Source organism: Acutalibacter sp. LFL-21, from assembly GCF_025630755.1.
Taxonomy (GTDB): domain Bacteria; phylum Bacillota; class Clostridia; order Oscillospirales; family Acutalibacteraceae; genus Acutalibacter; species Acutalibacter stercoravium.
Genome location: NZ_JAOTNT010000004.1, coordinates 281,265 through 300,792, shown reverse-complemented (window position 1 = coordinate 300,792; position 19,528 = coordinate 281,265). Strand labels below are relative to the sequence as shown.

The 19,528-nt window shown below is 59.1% G+C and carries 20 protein-coding genes; 16 read left to right on the top strand and 4 right to left on the bottom strand.

What is annotated here, in order from left to right; translation table 11 throughout:
* Positions 1-192: 192 nt before the first annotated feature.
* From glgB to ODJ80_RS06965, 7 genes are all read left to right on the top strand, one after another.
* The gene (gene glgB / locus ODJ80_RS06995; RefSeq protein ID WP_263041505.1) at positions 193-2,226 is read left to right on the top strand and encodes a 1,4-alpha-glucan branching protein GlgB; all 2,034 of its coding nucleotides are present in this window, start codon (positions 193-195) and stop codon (positions 2,224-2,226) included.
* 102 nt (positions 2,227-2,328) lie between these two features.
* Entirely contained in the window at positions 2,329-3,540 is a 1,212-nt protein-coding gene (locus ODJ80_RS06990; protein ID WP_263041504.1) for a glucose-1-phosphate adenylyltransferase, read from the top strand.
* Positions 3,540-4,652 (top strand): glucose-1-phosphate adenylyltransferase subunit GlgD, encoded by a 1,113-nt coding sequence (gene glgD / locus ODJ80_RS06985; protein ID WP_263041503.1) that lies wholly within the window; start codon positions 3,540-3,542, stop codon positions 4,650-4,652. The genes ODJ80_RS06990 and glgD overlap by 1 nt, the downstream gene beginning before the upstream one ends.
* Before the next feature lie 102 nt (positions 4,653-4,754).
* The gene (gene glgA / locus ODJ80_RS06980) at positions 4,755-6,182 is read left to right on the top strand and encodes a glycogen synthase GlgA (protein ID WP_263041502.1); all 1,428 of its coding nucleotides are present in this window, start codon (positions 4,755-4,757) and stop codon (positions 6,180-6,182) included.
* A gap of 235 nt (positions 6,183-6,417) precedes the next feature.
* Positions 6,418-7,980, top strand: coding sequence for an O-antigen ligase family protein (locus tag ODJ80_RS06975; protein WP_263041501.1), 1,563 nt, complete (start codon positions 6,418-6,420; stop codon positions 7,978-7,980).
* Entirely contained in the window at positions 7,977-9,575 is a 1,599-nt protein-coding gene (locus ODJ80_RS06970) for an O-antigen ligase family protein (RefSeq protein ID WP_263041500.1), read from the top strand. The genes ODJ80_RS06975 and ODJ80_RS06970 overlap by 4 nt, the downstream gene beginning before the upstream one ends.
* Positions 9,576-9,949: 374 nt before the next feature.
* Positions 9,950-10,588 (top strand): energy-coupled thiamine transporter ThiT, encoded by a 639-nt coding sequence (locus tag ODJ80_RS06965; protein ID WP_263041499.1) that lies wholly within the window; start codon positions 9,950-9,952, stop codon positions 10,586-10,588.
* A gap of 71 nt (positions 10,589-10,659) precedes the next feature.
* Here ODJ80_RS06965 and ODJ80_RS06960 read toward each other — a convergent pair whose 3' ends face one another.
* The gene (locus ODJ80_RS06960) at positions 10,660-11,532 is read right to left on the bottom strand and encodes a serine hydrolase domain-containing protein (RefSeq protein ID WP_263041498.1); all 873 of its coding nucleotides are present in this window, start codon (positions 11,530-11,532) and stop codon (positions 10,660-10,662) included.
* A gap of 179 nt (positions 11,533-11,711) precedes the next feature.
* Between ODJ80_RS06960 and ODJ80_RS06955 the strand changes: the two genes are divergently transcribed.
* Together ODJ80_RS06955 and ODJ80_RS06950 are read left to right on the top strand one after the other, a co-directional pair.
* Entirely contained in the window at positions 11,712-12,035 is a 324-nt protein-coding gene (locus ODJ80_RS06955; protein WP_263041497.1) for a DUF1540 domain-containing protein, read from the top strand.
* 116 nt (positions 12,036-12,151) lie between these two features.
* Complete coding sequence (locus ODJ80_RS06950; RefSeq protein WP_263041496.1) at positions 12,152-12,982, top strand: Cof-type HAD-IIB family hydrolase; 831 nt, start codon at positions 12,152-12,154, stop codon at positions 12,980-12,982.
* A gap of 60 nt (positions 12,983-13,042) precedes the next feature.
* On the opposite strand, the gene gltA is transcribed toward ODJ80_RS06950, so the two are convergent.
* The 3 genes from gltA to ODJ80_RS06935 form a co-directional block, all read right to left on the bottom strand.
* Positions 13,043-14,434 (bottom strand): NADPH-dependent glutamate synthase, encoded by a 1,392-nt coding sequence (gene gltA / locus ODJ80_RS06945; RefSeq protein WP_263041495.1) that lies wholly within the window; start codon positions 14,432-14,434, stop codon positions 13,043-13,045.
* Position 14,435: 1 nt separating this feature from the next.
* The gene (locus tag ODJ80_RS06940) at positions 14,436-15,278 is read right to left on the bottom strand and encodes a sulfide/dihydroorotate dehydrogenase-like FAD/NAD-binding protein (RefSeq protein ID WP_263041494.1); all 843 of its coding nucleotides are present in this window, start codon (positions 15,276-15,278) and stop codon (positions 14,436-14,438) included.
* Positions 15,279-15,464: 186 nt separating this feature from the next.
* Positions 15,465-16,205, bottom strand: coding sequence for a S24 family peptidase (locus tag ODJ80_RS06935; RefSeq protein WP_263041493.1), 741 nt, complete (start codon positions 16,203-16,205; stop codon positions 15,465-15,467).
* Positions 16,206-16,381: 176 nt separating this feature from the next.
* Here ODJ80_RS06935 and ODJ80_RS06930 point away from each other — a divergent pair, with 176 nt between their 5' ends.
* Genes ODJ80_RS06930 through ODJ80_RS06900 form a run of 7 tightly spaced genes read left to right on the top strand, consistent with a single transcriptional unit; the run spans position 16,382 to position 19,504 of the window.
* On the top strand, positions 16,382-16,579 hold the full coding sequence (locus ODJ80_RS06930) for a hypothetical protein (RefSeq protein WP_263041492.1): 198 nt from the start codon (positions 16,382-16,384) through the stop codon (positions 16,577-16,579).
* Positions 16,576-16,896, top strand: coding sequence for a hypothetical protein (locus ODJ80_RS06925; protein WP_263041491.1), 321 nt, complete (start codon positions 16,576-16,578; stop codon positions 16,894-16,896). Before ODJ80_RS06930 ends, ODJ80_RS06925 begins: the two co-directional genes overlap by 4 nt.
* Positions 16,886-17,224 carry a hypothetical protein gene (locus ODJ80_RS06920; RefSeq protein ID WP_263041490.1) on the top strand — a complete coding sequence of 113 codons (339 nt, stop codon included), beginning with the start codon at positions 16,886-16,888 and terminating at the stop codon, positions 17,222-17,224. Before ODJ80_RS06925 ends, ODJ80_RS06920 begins: the two co-directional genes overlap by 11 nt.
* Complete coding sequence (locus ODJ80_RS06915) at positions 17,151-17,507, top strand: DNA-packaging protein (protein WP_263041489.1); 357 nt, start codon at positions 17,151-17,153, stop codon at positions 17,505-17,507. The genes ODJ80_RS06920 and ODJ80_RS06915 overlap by 74 nt, the downstream gene beginning before the upstream one ends.
* 1 nt (position 17,508) lies before the next feature.
* Positions 17,509-18,948 carry a PBSX family phage terminase large subunit gene (locus ODJ80_RS06910; protein ID WP_263041488.1) on the top strand — a complete coding sequence of 480 codons (1,440 nt, stop codon included), beginning with the start codon at positions 17,509-17,511 and terminating at the stop codon, positions 18,946-18,948.
* Positions 18,945-19,232 (top strand): hypothetical protein, encoded by a 288-nt coding sequence (locus ODJ80_RS06905; protein ID WP_263041487.1) that lies wholly within the window; start codon positions 18,945-18,947, stop codon positions 19,230-19,232. The genes ODJ80_RS06910 and ODJ80_RS06905 overlap by 4 nt, the downstream gene beginning before the upstream one ends.
* A complete protein-coding gene (locus tag ODJ80_RS06900; protein WP_263041486.1) occupies positions 19,229-19,504 on the top strand; it encodes a phage holin in 276 nt (91 codons plus the stop codon). Before ODJ80_RS06905 ends, ODJ80_RS06900 begins: the two co-directional genes overlap by 4 nt.
* The last annotated feature ends 24 nt before the right edge of the window (positions 19,505-19,528 follow it).

Here is a 19,528-nt window from a genome sequence, read left to right as displayed (position 1 = left end):
AGGGCGCTCAAACATGCAGAAATGTTGTCTTACACAGAAAATCCTGGTGACATTTAGTTATGAATTACAAAGATTGCAAAATATTTTACAAAGAATTAAAAGGTATTACTAAAAACCTCTTGAAATTTTTCTGGATTATGCTATGATAACTACAAAGAAACCGTTTACCCGGAGAAAAGGAGCGTTCAGATAATGGGACGTGAAACTCAGCTTCCAAAAAAGGACGGCGCCAATCAGCCGGATAACCTGCCGCTCTACTTGTTCCGCAACGGGACCAACCGGCGGGCGTATGAATATCTGGGCCTGCACAAGACCACCCATCTGGGCCGGGAGTGCATGGTGGCCCGGGTGTGGGCCCCCCATGCCAGGGAGGTCTCCCTGGTGGGCAATTTCTGCAATTGGGATAAGGCCAAGTATCCCTTGAAAAAGATCGACGACGCAGTGTGGGAGGGCTATACCGATTTCGTCTTCCAGCCCTTTGAGCTGTATAAGTTCTATATCAAAACCGCCCAGGGCAAGGATACCTATAAAGCGGATCCCTTTGCCCGCCACTCAGAGACCCGGCCCGGCACGGCCTCCCGCTGGGTGGAGTTGAGCGGCTATGACTGGCACGATGATGACTGGCTCCGGCACAAGACGGAGCATCCCCATTATGAGCAGCCGGTGAACATCTATGAGGTCCATGCGGGCTCTTGGAGGAAGTATAAGGACGGCAGCGTCTTTTCCTACGACAAGCTGGGGGACGAGCTCATCCCCTATGTGAAGGACATGGGCTTCACCCACATTGAGTTCATGCCCCTGACCGAGTACCCTTACGATGGTTCTTGGGGCTATCAGGTCATCGGCTATTTTGCCCCCACCTCCCGCTATGGCCAGCCCCGGGACTTTATGCGCTTTGTGGACCGCTGCCACCAGGAGGGCATCGGCGTCATTATGGACTGGGTTCCCGCCCATTTCCCCCGGGACGCGGCGGGCCTGGCCTTCTTCGACGGGACCCCTTGCTACGAGTATGAGGACCCCCGCAAGGGGGAGCACAAGGAGTGGGGCACTCTGGTCTTCGATTACGGCAAGCCCGAGGTGCAGAGCTTCTTGATGTCCAGCGCGGTGTACTGGCTTAAGGAATACCACATCGACGGCCTGCGGGTGGACGCGGTGGCCTCTATGCTGTATCTAGACTACAACCGCCGGGACGGCGAGTGGGTGGCCAACAAGGACGGCGGCAAGGAAAATTACGAGGCGGTGTCTTTCCTGCAGGCGCTGAACGAGGCCGCCTTTGCCGAGGCGCCCCACTGCATGATGATCGCAGAGGAGTCCACCTCCTGGCCTCTGGTGAGCAAGCCCACTTATGTGGGGGGCTTGGGCTTTAACTACAAGTGGAACATGGGCTGGATGAACGACATGCTCCGCTATATGTCCATGGACCCCCTGTTCCGCAGCGGCAATCACGACGCCCTCACCTTCTCTTTCTTCTACGCTTTTTCCGAGAACTTCATCCTGCCCATCTCCCACGACGAGGTGGTCTATGGAAAGGGTTCCCTCATCAATAAGATGCCCGGCGACGACAAGATGAAAGCCGACCAGATGCGGGCTTTTGTCAGCTATATGATGGCCCACCCGGGCAAGAAGCTCCAGTTTATGGGCACGGAATTTGCCCAGAAAAACGAGTGGAATTACGAAAAAGAACTGGAGTGGGGCCTGCTCCAATACCCCGAGCACCAGCAGGCCCAGGCCTTCTTCCGGGCGGTGAACCAGTTCTATCTCAGCCGTCCCGAGCTGTGGGAGATCGATTTCTCCTGGGAGGGCTTTGAATGGATTTCCAACGACGACTACCAGCAGAGCGTCATCGCCTTCCGCCGCAAGGCCAAGGACGGGCGGGAGCTGGTGGCCGTGTGCAACTTCGTTCCCGTCCAGCGGGAGAACTACTGCATCGGCGTGCCCATTCGGGGCACCTGGGCAGAGGTGTTCACTTCCGACGCGGAAGAGTTCGGCGGCGGCGGCGTGACCAACGGCACCGCCATCAAGACCCAGGATGTGCCCATGCACGGCTGTGACCAGAGTGTTTCCCTGACGCTGCCAGGCTGCTCCGTGTTCTTCCTGGAGTGCGTGAAGAAGACCCCCAAGCGGGTGCGGCGCACCGCCGCGAAAAAGCCGGCGGCCAAAAAGCCAGCCGCCAAAAAGCCAGCCGCCCGCTCGCGGGCCAAGAAAGCAGGGGAGCCCACCCCTTAAACTGTATCCCGTTAAAAAAGCCTCTGCTTTCCCCTTTCGCGAAGACTCTTCGGGAAGGCCGCAGCTTTTTGCAATATCATTGAAGATTAGGAGGACGCTAAAATGTTACCCAAACAAGAAGTCGTGGCCATGCTGCTTGCCGGCGGCCAAGGCAGCCGTCTGGGCGTTCTGACGAGAAACCTCGCCAAGCCCGCGGTGCCCTTCGGCGGGAAATACCGCATCATTGATTTCCCGCTTTCCAACTGCGTAAACTCCGGCATCGAGACTGTGGGTGTGCTCACCCAGTATCAGCCCCTGGAGCTCAACGACTACATCGGCAACGGCCAGCCCTGGGACCTGGACAGCAACAATGCAGGCGTGCATGTGCTGCCCCCCTACCAGAAGCAGAAAAAGACCGACTGGTACAAGGGCACTGCCAACGCCATTTATCAGAATATCCCCTTTATCGAGCGGTATAATCCCGACTACGTGGTGGTTCTCTCTGGCGACCACATCTATAAAATGGATTATTCCAAAATGCTCAATTTCCACAAGGAGAAAAACGCCGCCTGCACCATCGCCGTGTACGAGGTGCCCATGGCGGAGGCCTCTCGGTTTGGCATCTTGAATACCAACGAGGACGGCTCTATCTACGAGTTCGACGAGAAGCCCAAAAAGCCCAAGAGCAACAAGGCATCCATGGGCATTTACGTCTTCACCTGGGAAAAGCTTCGCAAGTACCTGGAGGAGGACGAGAACGATCCCAAGAGCCAGAACGACTTCGGCAAAAACGTGCTGCCCGCCATGCTGAACGCCGGCGAGAGCATGTTCGCCTACCGGTTTGAGGGCTACTGGAAAGACGTGGGAACCATTGAGAGCCTGTGGGAGTCCAATATGGACCTGCTGGACCCCAATATCCCCCTGGATTTGAACGATCCCGAGTGGCGCATTTACTCCCGCAACCCGGTCATGCCGCCCCACTATGTGGCCAAGGGCGCAACCATTCAGAACTCCCTGGCGGCAGAGGGCTGCAATGTCTATGGCACGGTGGATTTCTCTGTGCTGTTCGCGGGCGTCTATGTAGCTCCCGGCGCGGTGGTGCGGGATTCCATCATCATGCCCGGCTCCCGTATTGAAGAGGGCGCCACAGTTCAGTACGCCATCGTGGCCGAAAACTCTGTGGTGGGCGCCAACTCTGTGGTGGGCCAGCGGCCCGAGGATATGGAAAATAAAGAAGACTGGGGCGTGGCCGTCATTGGCCCGGGCTGCACGCTGGCTCCCGATACCGTGGTGCCCCCCAAGGCTATGATTGATGCTGAGGAGGTGGAGAAGTGATGCGCGGCAACGATGTAATCGGCATTCTGTTTGCCTATGTACACGAAGAGCGGGTGCGTGAGCTGACCCAGAACCGGGTGATGGCTTCCATCCCCTACGGCGGGCGCTACCGCCTGGTGGACTTCCCCTTGTCCAACATGGTGAACTCCGGAATCAACAAGGTGGGCGTCATCACCGAGCAGAATTACCAATCCCTGATGGACCACTTGGGCTCTGGCAAGTTCTGGGACCTTTCCCGCAAGCGGGAGGGCCTGTACCTGCTGCCCCCCTTTGGCGCAGAGACCATGCGCACAGAGGGGAAGATCAGCTCCCTGGCCTCCATCATGCGGTTTTTGCGCAATTCCAAAGAGGAGTATGTGCTCCTCTCCGACTGCGACACGGTGGCCAACATCGACTATAAAGAGGTGTTTGCCCTGCACACCGCCAAGGAGGCGGACATCACCATTGTCTACCGTCACGGCGTTTCCCCCGATACGGATAAGAACGTGGTTTACACAGTGGACCCTGAGGGCTTTATCCGGGATATGGTGGTCAAGCGGGGCAGCGATACCGACTGCAACTTTGGCATGGGCATGTGCCTCATCGGCCGCAAGCGGCTGATGGCCATGGTGGAGGAGTGCATGGGCCGCAACCTGTATGACTTCGACCGGGACCTGCTCCAGCGCAACCTGCCGGATATGCGGGTCTGTGGCTATGAGTTCACCGGCGCCGCTTACTCCATCTCCTCCCTGGGCAGCTATTTCAAGGCCAATATGGCCCTGATGGAGCCCAAGGTGCGCACCCAGCTGTTTGAGGCCAGCCGCCCCATCTACACCAAGGTTCGGGACGATATGCCTGCCCGTTACGGCCTGGGATCTCAGGTTACGAATTCCATTATCGCCGATGGCTGCCTGATTGAGGGCGAGGTGGAGAACTGCGTGCTCTTCCGGGGCGTGCAGGTTCATAAAGGCGCCAAGCTGCGCAACTGCGTGATTATGCAGGACGCTGTCATTGGCGAAAACAGCCGGCTGGATTATGTAGTGGCCGATAAGGACACTGTGTTCGATCCCAACCGCACGCTGATGGGCTACCAGACCTACCCAGTATTCGTGGCCAAGGGCAGCAAGGTGTAACCGAGCGCGCCCGTCCCATCTTCCCCCCGCGCGGCTCACGGCGGGGCTCCCGGCGGTGCCCGGGAAACGGGATTTTGTGAGCGGAAAGGCTATGGTAACCAAATGAAAGTTTTATTCTGTGCCAGCGAGGCCCTGCCCTTTTCCGCTACTGGCGGTTTGGCAGATGTAGCGGGCTCTCTGCCCCAGGCGCTGCGCTCCCGGCTGATTGGCTGCCGGGTGGTGGTGCCCCTGTATGACGGCATCTCTCAAGAGCTGCGGGACCAGATGCGCTTTGTCACCAGCATCAGTGTGCCGGTGGCTTGGCGGCGCCAGTACTGCGGAATCTTCGAGGCAAAGATCAACAACGTCATCTACTACCTCATTGACAACCAGTATTACTTCAAGCGCCAGGGCATTTACGGCCACTTTGACGACGCAGAGCGCTTTGCCTTCTTCTCCCGGGCCATCCTGGAGATGCTGCCCTATATCGACTTTAAGCCCGACGTCATCCACACCAACGATTGGCAAACCGCCCTGGTGCCTGTTTACTACCGTCTGTTCTACGCCAACAACGAGTGGTACTCCGGCATCAAGACCCTGTTTACCATCCACAACATCCAGTATCAGGGCCAGTATGGCAAGGAAATCTTGGAGGATGTGTTCGGCATTCCCAACTATGAAAGTTCCCTGCTGGAATTCAACAAGGATGTAAACTTGATGAAGGGTGCCATTGAGTGTGCCAATTGGGTTTCCACCGTGAGCCCCACCTATGCCCAGGAGATCCTGGACCCTTGGTTCTCTCACAAACTGGACCCCATCCTGCGGGAGCGCAGCTGGAAGCTCTCCGGCATTTTGAACGGCATTGACACCGTCAATTACGATCCTTCCGCGGACCCCAATATCTATGCTCACTACTCTCGGGAGGATAAGGCGAACAAAGCTGTGAACAAGCAGAAGCTGCAGGAGCGGCTGTGCATCGAGCAGAACCCTGACCTGCCCTTGGTGGGCATGGTTACCCGGCTGGTGTCCCATAAGGGCCTGGATCTGGTGAAAGAGGGCATCGACAACGTGATGGAGTATTCCAACGCCCAGTTTGTGGTGTTGGGCAGCGGTGACCTGGAGTACGAAAATTACTTCAAATGGATGCAGGAAAAGTATCCCGGCCGCTTTGTCATGTGCCTGGGCTTTGTGCCCGAGCTCTCTCGGAAAATCTATGCCGGTGCGGATATTTTCCTGATGCCCAGCAAGTCCGAGCCCTGCGGCCTCTCCCAGATGATCGCCCTGCGCTATGGGACTATTCCTGTGGTCCGCGAGACCGGCGGCCTGAAAGATTCCATCACCGACAGCGGCGACGGCCAGGGCAATGGCTTCACTTTCAAAACCTACAACACCGGCGACATGCTCCATTCCCTGCACCGGGCCATTTACGCCTACAACTCCGACAAAGAGGGCTGGAGCGTGCTGGTGGACCGCGCCATGGGCTGTGACAACAGCTGGGGCAGGTCAGCTAACGAGTATATCCGCCTGTATAAGCAGATCTTAAAGGGCTGATATTTGTTCTCCTAACCAATCTTCAAGGAAGGCTCTCCGGTTTCTCCGGAGGGCTTTTCCTTTTGGAGAAGAGGGGAAAAAGCGAAAGAAACTTGTAAGATGCCTGAAAAATGCCGGAATTCCGGGGAAAAGCGCGCTTCAAAGCTGTCGGGGCCGGTCACTTTCTGTTGTGCCGAAAGGCTTTTCGTGTTATAATACATTCCAAACACTTGACATAACAAAGGAACCCTTTGCCATGATAGAATCCTCTTGGAAAACACGAGCATCCGCCCCCGTGGGGGAGGTGATGGCTGCCTTGCTGGCAGTGCAGCCCCTGCTGGATGTGCTCTCCTATTTTATGGGCCAGGCAGAAGCTACCTGGGTGACCACCGCCCTGCGCACGGTGCTGTTGTTCGCTGTGTGCCTGTACGGCTTTGCCATTACAGAGAACCGCCGGGCCTACTATCTCGCCTATGGCGTGGTGGGCGGCTTCTGGGTGCTGCACATGCTCAATTCCCTGCGCTTGGGATATCAGGACCCGGTGGGGGATGCGGCAGAGTTCTTAAAGCTGGTGCAGTTTCCCCTGTGGACCCTTTCTTTCGTCACTTTTTTCCGCCAGCGCAGGGACCTGGATTACCGGGTTGTGGGCATGCTGGCGTTGAATTTTGGCATCATACTTCTTGTCATTGCTCTGTCCTATGGGGTGGGCCAGCCGGTTTACACCTATGATTATCCGGACCGGGGCGTAGCCATTGGCATTTTGGGCTGGTTTGGGGTGGCCAATTCCCAAAGCTCCATTCTCACCCTGCTGGTGCCGCCCCTGCTGTTGTGGGGCCTGCGCAGCCGCCGGCTGTGGAAGTTCTGCCTGTGCTGCCTTTTAGGCTTTGGGCTTTTGTACTTCACCGGTACACGGCTGACCTATTACGGAGCCATCCTGATCTGCTGCGCGTTTCTGGCGCTGCTGGTGTTGCGCCGGCAGCAGCTGCTGTTCTGCATCCCCTTGGCAGTGGCCTTGGCGGCCCTGGTCCTGTTTCGGGGCGTGTCTCCCATGGCGGAGCGCCAGGCCCTCACGGCGGATTCCTATTCCATTTATCAGGAAAAGGCCGACGCCATCATGGGGGAGGACAAGGGCTTTGTCTATACCCCAGGGGAGGAGATTCCCACGGAGGTCTTGGATAAGATCACACAGGTGTACACCCAGGTCTACGGCCAGCCGGGCTTGTATGGGGCCACCCTGCTGGAGGACCTGATTGAGGAGTTTGGCCTGGAGAGGGTGATGGAGCAGTATGAGTATGCCACCGACCCCCAAACCCTCTACAACACCCGTGTGAAAAAGCTGACCGCCATGGAGATGGTCTGGCAGGATCAGGATTTCCTCACCAAGCTGGTGGGCGTGGAATATGCCCAATGCCATGTGGGGAGCCACATCTACGACCCGGAAAATGACTTTCCGGCCCTGCTGTATTATTACGGCTATGTGGGGGTGGGGCTGTACGGGGCCTTTGCCCTGTACTTCTTCCTCATCTGCCTGAAGGGCCTGGCACTGGACTGGAAGCGGGTGCTCTGTGTAGAGTTGGGTGTGCCCGCCATGATGTTCGCCCTGATGCTGGGCGGGGCCCAGTTTTCCGGGCAGGTGCTGCGCAAGCCCAGCGTGACTGTGTACGGCTCGGTGGCGGCGGCGTTGCTATATGTATATCTGCACCCCACAGTGGGCACGGCCCGGGCTGTGGAGACAAGGGGATTTGTGGAACGGCTGCGCGGCGGGCGTTCCCGTGGAGGGAACTTGAGAATGGGCAGGAGCCAAGGGGGAACGGTATGAAGAAAATGTATCAAACGATGAAAGAAGCCATTGTGGGAAAGCTGCCTTGGATTGTGGGGGCCATTATTGTCATTCAGCCCCTGCTGGACGTGCTCTCCTACTTTCTGGGGGAGATGGGGAGCAATTCTCTCTCCACCGCCATGCGTTTTTTGCTGTTGATGGCTGTGGCCCTGCTGGGCTTCCTTGTCAGCGATAGAAAGCGGGTCTATTTCCTCTTCTATGGCGTCATGGGGCTGTTTTGGGTGGCGCACATGGCCAACTGTTACCGCATTGGGTATCAGTCCATGGTGGCGGACACGGCAAATTTCCTGCGCATTATGAACTTCCCCATCTTTGCCCTGTCCTTTGTCACTTTCTTCAAGAAGGGGAAGGGGTTGGGAAAGTCCGTTTGCGCGGCCTTTGCCATCAACTTGGGGGAGATCATCCTCTTCACCGCCCTGCCCTGGCTGACAGGGCACCCTGTCTACACCTATGACACGCTGTACTTGGGAGTGATGGGCTGGTTTGGCGTGGCCAACGCCCAAAGCGCCATCATCGTGCTGGTAGCGCCCTTGTCCCTTTTCTTCTCCTGGAAGAGCGGCAAGTACCCCCTGTTTCTGCTCTCCCTCGTGCTCTCCTTTGGGCTGATGTTCGTCACCGGCACCAAATTCACGTTTTACTCCATCTTCATTGTAGCAGGGGCGTTTATCTTCCTGTTCGCGCTCAACTTCCAGAAGAAGAGCCTGCGCTATGTGCTGCCCCTGCTGGCCGTGCTGGTTTTGGTGGTGACCTTCCGGCAGTATGCCCCCATGCAGCAGCGTGAGAGCCAGTCTGCTTACGCGCTGAGCAACTATCAGCAGCGTGTGGAGGAAAGCCTGAAAAACACCGGCGCCGATCAGGAAGAGCTGGAGGCCATCAAAGAAGAGCTGGAGCAGTCCGGTTCCGGCGGTGGAAGCGCCGTGGGGGACGAGGTGCGCCTTCAGCGCCTGCGGGACAGCTTGATGGGGGTTTACACCGACCCGGAGGTCTACGGCCCCGTGTTTGAAAACCTGTACGAGCGCTTCGGCGTCTACAACGTGATGGACGCCTACGATTACACCTCCGAGCCCTCCATCCTCTCGGACTCCCGGGTGCGCAAATCCATGTACGCCAAGCTGATGTGGGAAGAGAAAGATTTTGTCACCCACCTTTTTGGCTTCGAGTACAGCGACATGATTTATAACGGCTCTAACTACGACTTGGAGAACGATTTTCCCGCGGTGTTTTACTTCTGTGGGTACATTGGCTTCACCCTGTATATGCTGTTCCTTGCCCTGTTTGTGGGGATGATCTTCAAGGCCTTTTTCCAAGATGTGTCCGCAGCCTGGAGGGAGCAGCAGGGGAAGGGCCGCCGCCTGCCAGTGCGGGGCCTGTGTTCTTTTGGGGGCGGGGTCAAGCGGTTCCTCACCATGGAGATGGGGGCGGTGGGCATGACCTTCCTGCTGGCCGCCATTGCCGCCCAGATCTCTGGCAATGTGCTGCGCCGTCCCAACGTTACCGTGTATTTTGCCATTGCGGCAGCTTATCTGTGTGATCTTACGATTTTGAAGCGGCGAAGCAAGAAAACCTCTCTGTGAAAAAGGGGCGGGCTTAAAACCCGGCCCCTTTTTTGCACTTCTGGCCGCCCGCACTATTTGACAAATCCTGCCGCCTGCGCTACAATAAGGGTCGAAAAATGGAAGAAGGGGTGCCCGCTTTCAGGCGGCTGAGAGGAGCTTCGAGCTTAAACCCTTTGCCCTTTGGGGCAGGAACCTGATCCGGATAATACCGGCGTAGGGAGCATTTCATTCACAGGGCGGCGCCCTTTTGCGCGGCCCAGTGGCAGAAACCTCTGCTTGAAATGTCCCTTCGCCGCTCGGTTCTTCTCCGAGCGGCTGTTTTTTTGCCTGTCCTCCACAGGGGCCCAGGGCTTCCTTTTTTAGGAGAATCCAATGTGAGAGGAAGAATGAACATGAACACTGTTTCCAAACGAACCTTTAACCTGGTGCTGGCGGGCGTTATGATCGCGATGGGTACGGCTCTGGGCTTTGTCAAGCCTTTCGAGCTGCCTTATGGAGGCGCCATCACCCTGTGCTCCATGCTGCCGGTGATGTTCTTTAGCTATCGCTGCGGCTTGAAGTGGGGCCTGAGCGCCGGCCTGGTATTTAGCGTGCTGCAGCTGCTCTTCGGCCTGGACGCCCTCAAGGGCATTTCTGCCATGATGGTGGTGGGCTCTATTTTCCTGGACTATATCCTGGCATTTACCGTATTGGGCTTGGCCGGGATGTTCCGGGGCAAGATCAAGAACGACGCGGCGGCCTTTACCCTGGGCAGCTTTGTCTCCATGATGCTGCGCTACTTCTGCTCGTTCCTCAGCGGCTGGGTGCTGTGGGCTTCCTTCAATGAGACGGCTGATATGCAGGGATTTATCGCCACATTCTTCCCTGCCCTGGGCAACCTGTCTGGAACAGCCTTGGCGGTGGTCTACTCTCTGGTGTATAATGGCTCTTACATGATCCCCGAAATTATCCTTACCTGTGTGGTGGGCTTCCTGCTGGTGCAGTTTGCCGGTAAACAGATCCTGGACAAAGCCCCGGAGAAGAGCGCCTGACGCTTGCGTTCCAACAAAAAAGCCTTCCCGAAAAGGGAAGGCTTTTCCTTTGTCAGAAAGGCCCCGGCGCCTTACAGCTGGGGATACAGTTCGTCGAAAATGGCGTCCATCAGGGAGGGGACATCCCGGCACTCCGCCACCACGGTGATGACCGCGTCCTTGTCCCGGCACAGGATGGACAGCTGGCCGTACTTGCCGTCCGCCCGGAAGGTACCCTGGGGCCCGCCCCAGAACAGGTAGCCGTAGCCCTGCTGGCCGTTTTCCACCTGCTTGGTGGTGCTCTCCTTCACCCAGGCGGGGGAGAGGAGCTGCCGGCCGTTCCACAGGCCGTTTTGCAGGTAGAACTGCCCAAAGGTGTGCAGCTCGGAAAGGGTGAAGAACAGGCCGCCCGCCCCAAAGGTGTAGCCCTGGGGGTCCACCTCCCAGGTGGGGCGGGTGATGCCCAGGTGGTCGAACAGCCGGGGCGTCAGGTAAGAGACCAGGTCACAGCCGGCCCGGCGCTGCACCAGCACGCCTGCCAGATAGGGCCCCACATTGTTGTAAACAAAGCGGCTGCCCGGCTGGTAGGCAAAGGGCAGGGAGAGGGAAAGCTTCACCCAGTCCTTCTCCTGATAGAGAGGCCGCTGGGCGCCCATCAGCTCTCCGTGGTCCTGGCCCAGGCACATGGTCAGCAGGTCCCGCACGGTGGCCTTCTCCAGGTTTTCCCCCACGGTTTCCGGCAGGTCCTGGGGAAAGGCGTCCACCAGCCGCTCCTCCAGGGAGAGCAGCCCCTCCTGGATGGCAAACCCCACCGCACAGGAGGTGACGCTTTTGCTGGCGGAATACACGTTCCGGCGGCACTCCTCATCCCAGACCTTGTGGGCTATCACAACTCCGTGCTGGCTGACCTTCACGCCCAGGCAGCGCAGCGGCTCTGCTTTCTTTCCGAAATTTTCCAGATCCATACACAATGCTCCTTCCTGTTTTTCAAGAGGTTATTTTCATTATACTAATCTCCCTTTAAAAAGTCCAGGGGCAATCTTTTTTTGAAAAGCCCCTCATAAAATTCCTATGCTGGGGAAAGATAAAGCAGGCGGAACGTGAAAGCGTTCTGTGAAATCACAGGGAAAACGAGGTGCCTTGTATGAACCGTTTGGAATGTCAGGTGGAGAGCTGCCAGCATAACCAAAACCACCAGTGCTGCCTGATGGGCATTCAGGTGGACGGCCCTGCTGCCCAGGAGTGCAGCCAGACCTGCTGCGCCTCCTTCGAGGAGCGCCGCGCTGGCTCTGCCCAGAACGCCATGGGCCAGAACCCCAGTGTGGAGACGGACATCCGCTGCCATGTAAAGAGCTGCTCCTACAACAGCAACCAGCGCTGCGATGCCCAGTGCGTCTGCGTGGGCTGCGGCTGCGGGGACGTGACCTCCAAAAGCGGCACGGAATGCCGCACCTTCCAGAATAAGTAAGAAGGGCGCGGGGAAAGGCGGTCTGGGCTTCCAGGCCGCTTTTTCTATCAGGGGCGCTTGCCAGGGCAGATAGCACCGTGGTATAATAGCGCCAAAAGCAAAAGGAGAGTGGAAGCATGGATGTCCGGCTGATTGCCTTTGACCTGGATGGCACCACCCTGGTCAGGCATCAATTCATTTCAGAAGCCAACCAGCGGGCCCTTCGGGAGGCGGCCCGCCGGGGAATGGTGCTGGTGCCGGCTTCCGGCCGGATGAAGGATTTCCTCCCACAGGAAATCACCTCTTTGCCCGGGGTGCGGTACGCCATCACCGCCAACGGTGCCGGTGTCTACGACTTGGAGACCGGCCAGGCGGTGTGGCAGTGCCTCATCCCCAACGAGAAGGCCCGGCAGGTCCAGGCCCTGCTTTCGGAATATGACATCTTCGTGGAGTATTACGACGGCGGCCGGGCCATCACCCGCCGGGGCGACCCGGAGCGGGCGGTGGCGCACTTCGGCATCCCAGAGAGTAAGCTGCACTTCCTCACCAAGGACTACCGCCTGGAGGAGGAATTGGGGGAGGCGCTGGGGGCAACGGGCCTCCAGCCGGAAAAAATCAACCTGCCCTACATCCCCAGCGAGGCCATGCGCCAGGAGCTGTGGCAGCGCTTGGAGGGGCTGGGAGGGCTGACGGTCACCTCCTCCATCCCGGACAACTTGGAGATCAACGCCGCCGGTGCGGACAAGGGAGCGGCCTTACAGGCGTTAGCGGGACGCCTGGGCATCCCTCAGGCGGGCGTTATGGCCTTGGGAGACAATGGCAACGACGTAACCATGCTCCGGTATGCCGGGGTGTCTGTCTGCATGGGGGACGGCTCGGAGGAAGCCAAAGCCGCGGCCAAGTATCTCACCGGCCCCCACACGGAGGACGGCTTGGCCCAGGCTATAGAGCGGTTTGCGTTCGCTTAAAATGCCATAGAAGAAATCAAAAGGACCGGGAGTTCTCCCGGTCCTTTTCCTATATCCTTTTTACGCCTTGCTCTGGATGTACTCGTCGATGGCGGTGGCAGCGGTCTTGCCGGCGCCCATGGCCAAAATCACCGTGGCAGCGCCTGTGACGGCGTCGCCGCCGGCGTACACGCCTTCCCGGCTGGTGAGGCCCGTCTCCTCATTGACGATGATGCCGCCCCACTTCTGGGTCTCCAAGCCCTGGGTGGTGGACTTGATCAGCGGGTTGGGGGAGGTGCCGATGGCCATGATGACGCAGTCCACGTCCAGGGTGAACTCGCTGCCGGGGACCTCCACAGGCCGCCGCCGGCCCGAGGCGTCGGGCTCGCCCAGCTCCATACGGATGCACTCCATGCCCTTCACATTGCCGTTTTCGTCCCCTAGAATCTGGGTGGGGTTGTTCAGCAGGTGGAACACAATGCCCTCTTCCTTGGCGTGCTCCACTTCCTCGGCCCGGGCGGGCAGCTCCTTTTCAGAGCGGCGGTAGACGATGAACACTTCCTCGGCCCCCAGGCGCTTGGCGCACCGGGCGGCGTCCATAGCCACGTTGCCGCCGCCCACCACCGCTACACGCTTAGCGTGTTCGATGGGGGTGTCGCTGCCGGGCTGATAGGCCTTCATCAAGTTGACACGGGTCAAAAACTCGTTGGCGGAGTAGACCCCCTTCAGGTTCTCACCGGGGATGTTCATGAACCGGGGCAGCCCCGCGCCGGAGCCGATGAACACCGCCTCATAGCCCTGCTCCAGCAGCTCGTCAATGGAGAGCACCCGGCCGATGACCATGTTGGTCTGCACGTCCACGCCGAGAGCTTTCAGGCCGTCGATCTCCTTCTGCACAATGTCCTTGGGCAGCCGGAACTCCGGGATGCCGTACACCAGCACGCCGCCGGCGGTGTGCAGAGCCTCGAACACGGTGACGGCGTAGCCTTTCTTGGCCAGGTCCCCGGCGCAGGTCAGCCCTGAGGGGCCGGAGCCAATCACCGCCACCTTGTGCCCGTTAGGGGCGGGCTTGCGGGGCGCCTCGCAGACGTTCTTGTTGTGCCAGTCGGCCACGAACCGCTCCAGGCGGCCGATGCCCACCGGCTCCCCCTTGATGCCCCGCACGCACTTTTGCTCGCACTGGGTCTCCTGGGGGCACACCCGGCCGCACACGGCGGGCAGGGAGCTGGATTGTGTGATGATCTGATAGGCACCCTCAAAATCCCCCTCTGCCACCTTGGCGATAAAGTCGGGGATGTGGATGCCCACGGGACATCCGGCCACACAGGGCTTGTTCTTGCAGTGCAGGCAGCGCTGGGCCTCGTCCAGGGCCTGCTCCTCTGTGTAGCCCAAGGCCACCTCTAAAAAGTTCTTGTTGCGCACGTCCGGCGCCTGGGAGGGCATCTCGTTTTTCTTCAAAGACATGTTGGGCATCTCACTTCACCTCCTTCTGGAACAGGTTGCAGGTCTCCTCATAGGCGTGGCGCTCAAACTCCCGGTACATGGTGCCCCGGGCCATGGCCTCGTCAAAGTCCACCTCAAAGCCGTCGAAGTCCGGGCCGTCCACGCAGGCGAATTTGGTCTTGCCGCCCACGGTCAGGCGGCAGCCGCCGCACATGCCCGTGCCGTCAATCATAATGGGGTTCATGCTCACCACGGTTTTGATGTTGTGCTCCTTGGTCAGCTTCACCACAAACTTCATCATCACCAGGGGCCCAATGGCGATGACCTCATCATAGGTTTCGCCCTCGGCGATGAGCTTTTCCAGGGCGTTGGTCACCAGGCCCTTTTCGCCGTAGGAGCCGTCGTCCGTCATCATCACAAACTTGCTGCTGACCGCCCGGAACTCCTCCTCCAGGATGACCAGGTCCTTGTTCCGGAAGCCTACGATGGAGTGGACCTCCGCGCCCTGCTGGTGGAGCTTTTTCGCCACCGGGTAAGCGATGGCGCAGCCCACGCCGCCGCCGATGACGGCCACCTTTTTCAGGCCCTCTGTTTCCGAGGGGCGGCCCAGGGGGCCCACAAAGTCCTGTAGGCAGCCGCCCTCCTCCAGGTGGTTCAGCTTTTCCGTGGTGGCGCCCACGATCTGGAAAATAATGGTCACGGTGCCGCGCTCCCGGTCGAAGTCCGCCACAGTCAGGGGGATACGTTCGCCCTTTTCGTCCACCCGCAGGATGATGAACTGCCCCGGCTCCGCCTTTTTGGCAATGAGAGGCGCCTCAATGTCCATCCGGGTCACGGTGGGGTTGAGCACCTCTTTTTTTACAATTCGGTACATAGGTCAAAACTCCTTTGCGGCAGGAGACCCACTTCCCGAAAGGCAGCTTGAGAGGGACCTTCCTGCATACTGTTGTCTATTATAGTGGAAAAAGCGGTTGAAATCAACCGCTTTCCGAATTTCCACTGCTTCCAATTTGCATCCAGCTGGTTTCCCCAGGGTTTACAGCAGCTGGCGCGCAGCGGGCTACAGCTTGCTTAAAACCCTGCCCTGGCACTCCAGGCGGTCATAGGGGCCGATGGGGATGGGCGGATATTTGGGATTGAAAGAGAGCAGCTGCCGCTGGCCCAGCTGCTTGATGTATCCCTCGCCGTTTAAGGAGAAGATCCCCACTTCCCCTTTCCGCAGGCGGCCATTTTCCAAGCGCTGAACGAACACAATGTCCCCATCCTTGTAAGCAGGCTCCATGCTGTCTCCGCTGACCCGCAGGCAGCAGTGGGCGTTTTCCGGCACCTTTTCTGTGGGAAGCTCCACCCGCGTGGTGTAATAGGTGTCTCCCAAAGGTTCACCGGTACCGGCGGAGACGGCCAAATCGTAGAGGTTGATATAGGTGACCCATCCCTTCTGCTCCCGCTGGGCCACGCGGGTCATCCGCTGGTACTCCGCTTCCAGCACGGCGTCCACAGCCTGCTTGCCGTACACATCCAGCGCCCGGTACTTGCGCACCCGTTCCATTTCGCCAAAGTCCACCTGAAATCCCAGCGCCTTGCCATAGTCCGGGTCGGTTAAATCGTCCCGCAGAAGGAAATCTGTGGTGGTGCCGAAAAATTCCGCCAGCCTTCCGGCAGTGGAAAGGCGCAGCCCCTCATAGCCCCGGTTGTACCAGTTGTCAATGGTGGTGTAAGGAATGCCGGTTTTCTGAGAAAGGCCCCGGCGGTTCAGGTGCTCACGCTGTAAAAAGAAATCTAACTTTTCTAAAAATGTCATAGGGTCACCCGCTTTCCTGCTCTAAGAATATCTTAGAAAAGAGGAAATGTCAAGCAAAAATTACTCATAAGAGTAAAATGCTCTTGACAACTACTCATAAGAGTAATAAACTGGAAATAGAGGCTCAAAAGAGTATGAGGCCTCCAAGAAAATCGGTTGGGAAGGAGAGGGCGAAAATGGATTATGACCGTATGGCCCAGGAGTACCTGGAGGAGGTGGGGCGCTTGAACAGGCGGTTGGATCAGCTGCGGGAGGAAGCCAGACTCCGGCGGGAATCGGATCTTTGGCAGCGGGTGGGCCAGCTTATGGAGATCCGGGATGACTTGCGTGTAACTGCTCATGTGTTGCAGCGCCGGGCGGCGCGCCTTCCATGACACGGGAAGAGTTTGAGCAGCTTCCCGCCCTGCGGCAGGAGCGGTTCCAGCTGGAGCGCCGGGGAGAGAGGGAAGAGGCCCAAAGGCTGTGCGGCCTGCTGCGGGAGGCGGAGGAGCTGGCCCGCCGCCTGCCCGACCCAAAAGCGCGGCTCATCGCCCGTAAGGTGATGGAGTATGGCGCCCCCATCCCTTGGAAGCGGATTGTAGCGGAGCTGGGAAACCGGTGGACGGTGGGAAAGGCCCGCTACGCTTACAGCCGGGTATGCGCCCTCTGCTTTGCCCCCCGGAAGAGGAAAGGAGAATGCCATGGATTGTAATGTAAAACAATGCCCCTACCCTGGAACTTGCCCGGACTTCGGGAGAAGGGGGAGAGAGGCGGGCTGCCAGCGGGAGGAATGTCCCTTTCGGATCCACCTGCGGCGGCTTGTGGCGGGAGAGATGCACCGCCTCATCCAGGAGCAGAACCCCACCCCCGGCCAGCAGCGGGAACTTCAGGCGCTAAAGCGGGAGTATGCCCGCCTGCTGGGCCCCAGGGGAGGGACGGACTGCCTGCGGAAGGGGGGTGAGGCCCATGGGGAGCCAACGCCGCCTCAAAAGCCCGCGAGGGGTAGAACGGATTACAGAGGAATACCTGCGGGAGTGTGAGGGACGGGAGCGCTGCCCCACGTTGACAGGTTTAGCTTTGGCGCTGGGCTTTTCCAGCAGGGAAGCGTTCGAAAAATTCGTCTCCCAGCAGCAGGAAGCCCCCTTGGGGGAGGCTCTGCGCCGGGCCTGCTCCCTGGTGGAGGAGGAGACCCTGCAGGCTGCTTACCGGAAGGAGACGGCTTCAGGAGCCCGGTTTCTGCTGCAAACTGCCTTTGGCTACGGGGAAAAAGCCGGCCGGGACCTGGGCCCTATCACCGTGCGGGTGGAAGGAGAGGAGGCTTGATATGCAAGTGACCATTCCGCGGGGGGCCTTTAACCCCCTGTTCCGCCCCTATTTGACGGACAACACCCACCGCTACCTAATCCTATACGGCGGGGCGGGCAGTGGGAAAAGCGTGTTCGCGGTGCAGCGGTTTTTGTACCGGCTGCTGACGCTGCCCCTGTGCAACATCCTGGTGGTGCGGGCGGTGGCGGCCACCAACCGGGACTCCACCTACGCCCTGTTCCGCCAGGTGATCTCCAAATGGGGGCTGTCGGAGCTGTTCTCCTGCAAGGACTCCGACCTGCGCATCAGCTGCGCCAACGGAAACAGTGTCATCTTCAAGGGGCTGGATGACACGGAGAAGCTCAAGTCCATCACCTTCCCCAAAGGGGAACTGACGGACATCTGGATCGAGGAGGCCTCCGAGATCCTGGAGGAGGACTTCAACCAGCTGGACGTGCGCCTGCGGGGCAAGGGCGCCCACAAGCAGATGGTGCTCACCTTCAACCCGGTGTCGGTGCTCCACTGGTTAAAACTGCGGTTTTTCGACAGGAAAGATCCCCGGGCGCTGGTACTGAAATCCACCTATAAGGACAACCAGTTCCTGGACGAGGACTACAAGCGCACCCTGGAGGGCTATAAGGACACGGACCCCTATTACTACTCTGTGTACTGCCTGGGAGAGTGGGGCGTGCTGGGCCAGACCATCTTCGACGCCCAAAAGGTGTCGGAGCGGTTTTCCCAGCTCACCGGGCCGGTGAAGCGGGGGGAATTCACCTTTGCCACCTGGTACAGCCCCGAGGCCAACGAGGTTTTAATTGATGACAGCACTATCCGCTGGGTGGAGATGGACACGGGCCCCATCCAGATCTACCAAGAGCCCGCCCCAGGGGGCGCTTACGTCATTGGCGCGGACACCGCCGGGGAGGGCTCGGACTTCAACGTGGGACAGGTCATCGACCACATCACCGGCCAGCAGGTGTGCACCATCCGGGGGCAGATGGACGAGGATCTCTTCGCCAAGCAGCTCTATTGCCTGGGGAAGCACTACCACACGGCGCTGGTCTCCATTGAGGCCAATTTCTCCAGCTATCCCATCCGGGAGCTGGAGCGGCTGCGCTATCCCCGCCAGTATGTGCGCCAGGCAGAGGACAGCTTCACCCACCGCATCCGCCAGAGCTACGGCTTCAAGACCAGCAGCGTCACCCGTCCGCTGGTCATCGCCGGGCTGGTGGAGGTGGTGCGGGAGCACCTGGAGTGGCTCAATGACCGGGACACCTTGAACGAGATGCTCACCTTTGTGCGCAACGAGAACGGCCGCCCAGAGGCCCAGGAGGGGGCTCATGATGACTGTGTGATGAGCTTGGGCATCGCCTACTACACCCGCGGCCGCTCCGCCCCCGCCCAGGGGGATGGGGGAGCCTCTCCCTTTGTGTCTGTGGGAAGGAGGGCGGCCCTGTGAACGAGTGGACTGTAGTAACAGCCCTCTCTGTGGTGGCGGGGCTGGTGGCAGCGGTGGCCGGGCCCATCGTCAAGCTCAACGACACCATTTCCCGGCTCTCCGCCATTTTAGAGCACGTCCTGGTACGGTTGGACAAACTGGAGCAGGAGGATGAACGGGCCCGCAGCCGGGAGGAAAAGACGGAGAGGCGGCTCTCCCAGCGCATGGATGGCCAGGACCAACGGCTGTGCCGGTGCGAGAACCGCCTCTCCTTATTGGAACAAAGACAAGGAGGAAGGGTATGAAAATCAACTGGAGGGTGCGTTTGAAAAACCCGGTGTTCTGGGCCCAGGCAGCGGCGGCGGTGCTCAGCCCCATTTTGGTGGGCCTGGGCCTGCAGTGGGAGGACATGACCTCCTGGGCCGCACTGGGGGGCGCCCTGTACCGGGCAGTCCTCAACCCGGTTATTGTGGTGTCCATCCTTGTGAGCGTGTGGACCGCCGTAACCGACCCCACCACCGCCGGGCTGGGGGACAGCGGCCAGGCTCTGACCTATGAGGACCCCAAAAGGGGATAAGCCCTAAGGGCGCCAGCAGAAAAG

What these genes read in the sequence shown, in the direction of transcription:
- glgD (WP_263041503.1), top strand. Translation starts at nt 3,540, where the DNA reads ATGCGCGGCAACGATGTAATCGGCATTCTGTTTGCCTATGTACACGAA.
- ODJ80_RS06910 (WP_263041488.1), top strand. Translation starts at nt 17,509, where the DNA reads ATGCAAGTGACCATTCCGCGGGGGGCCTTTAACCCCCTGTTCCGCCCC.
- ODJ80_RS06955 (WP_263041497.1), top strand. Translation starts at nt 11,712, where the DNA reads ATGAACCGTTTGGAATGTCAGGTGGAGAGCTGCCAGCATAACCAAAAC.
- ODJ80_RS06970 (WP_263041500.1), top strand. Translation starts at nt 7,977, where the DNA reads ATGAAGAAAATGTATCAAACGATGAAAGAAGCCATTGTGGGAAAGCTG.
- ODJ80_RS06935 (WP_263041493.1), bottom strand. Translation starts at nt 16,205, where the DNA reads ATGACATTTTTAGAAAAGTTAGATTTCTTTTTACAGCGTGAGCACCTG.
- ODJ80_RS06975 (WP_263041501.1), top strand. Translation starts at nt 6,418, where the DNA reads ATGATAGAATCCTCTTGGAAAACACGAGCATCCGCCCCCGTGGGGGAG.
- ODJ80_RS06940 (WP_263041494.1), bottom strand. Translation starts at nt 15,278, where the DNA reads ATGTACCGAATTGTAAAAAAAGAGGTGCTCAACCCCACCGTGACCCGG.
- ODJ80_RS06920 (WP_263041490.1), top strand. Translation starts at nt 16,886, where the DNA reads ATGGATTGTAATGTAAAACAATGCCCCTACCCTGGAACTTGCCCGGAC.
- ODJ80_RS06950 (WP_263041496.1), top strand. Translation starts at nt 12,152, where the DNA reads ATGGATGTCCGGCTGATTGCCTTTGACCTGGATGGCACCACCCTGGTC.
- ODJ80_RS06990 (WP_263041504.1), top strand. Translation starts at nt 2,329, where the DNA reads ATGTTACCCAAACAAGAAGTCGTGGCCATGCTGCTTGCCGGCGGCCAA.
- ODJ80_RS06930 (WP_263041492.1), top strand. Translation starts at nt 16,382, where the DNA reads ATGGATTATGACCGTATGGCCCAGGAGTACCTGGAGGAGGTGGGGCGC.
- ODJ80_RS06900 (WP_263041486.1), top strand. Translation starts at nt 19,229, where the DNA reads ATGAAAATCAACTGGAGGGTGCGTTTGAAAAACCCGGTGTTCTGGGCC.
- ODJ80_RS06925 (WP_263041491.1), top strand. Translation starts at nt 16,576, where the DNA reads ATGACACGGGAAGAGTTTGAGCAGCTTCCCGCCCTGCGGCAGGAGCGG.
- ODJ80_RS06960 (WP_263041498.1), bottom strand. Translation starts at nt 11,532, where the DNA reads ATGGATCTGGAAAATTTCGGAAAGAAAGCAGAGCCGCTGCGCTGCCTG.
- ODJ80_RS06965 (WP_263041499.1), top strand. Translation starts at nt 9,950, where the DNA reads ATGAACACTGTTTCCAAACGAACCTTTAACCTGGTGCTGGCGGGCGTT.
- gltA (WP_263041495.1), bottom strand. Translation starts at nt 14,434, where the DNA reads ATGCCCAACATGTCTTTGAAGAAAAACGAGATGCCCTCCCAGGCGCCG.
- ODJ80_RS06915 (WP_263041489.1), top strand. Translation starts at nt 17,151, where the DNA reads ATGGGGAGCCAACGCCGCCTCAAAAGCCCGCGAGGGGTAGAACGGATT.
- glgB (WP_263041505.1), top strand. Translation starts at nt 193, where the DNA reads ATGGGACGTGAAACTCAGCTTCCAAAAAAGGACGGCGCCAATCAGCCG.
- glgA (WP_263041502.1), top strand. Translation starts at nt 4,755, where the DNA reads ATGAAAGTTTTATTCTGTGCCAGCGAGGCCCTGCCCTTTTCCGCTACT.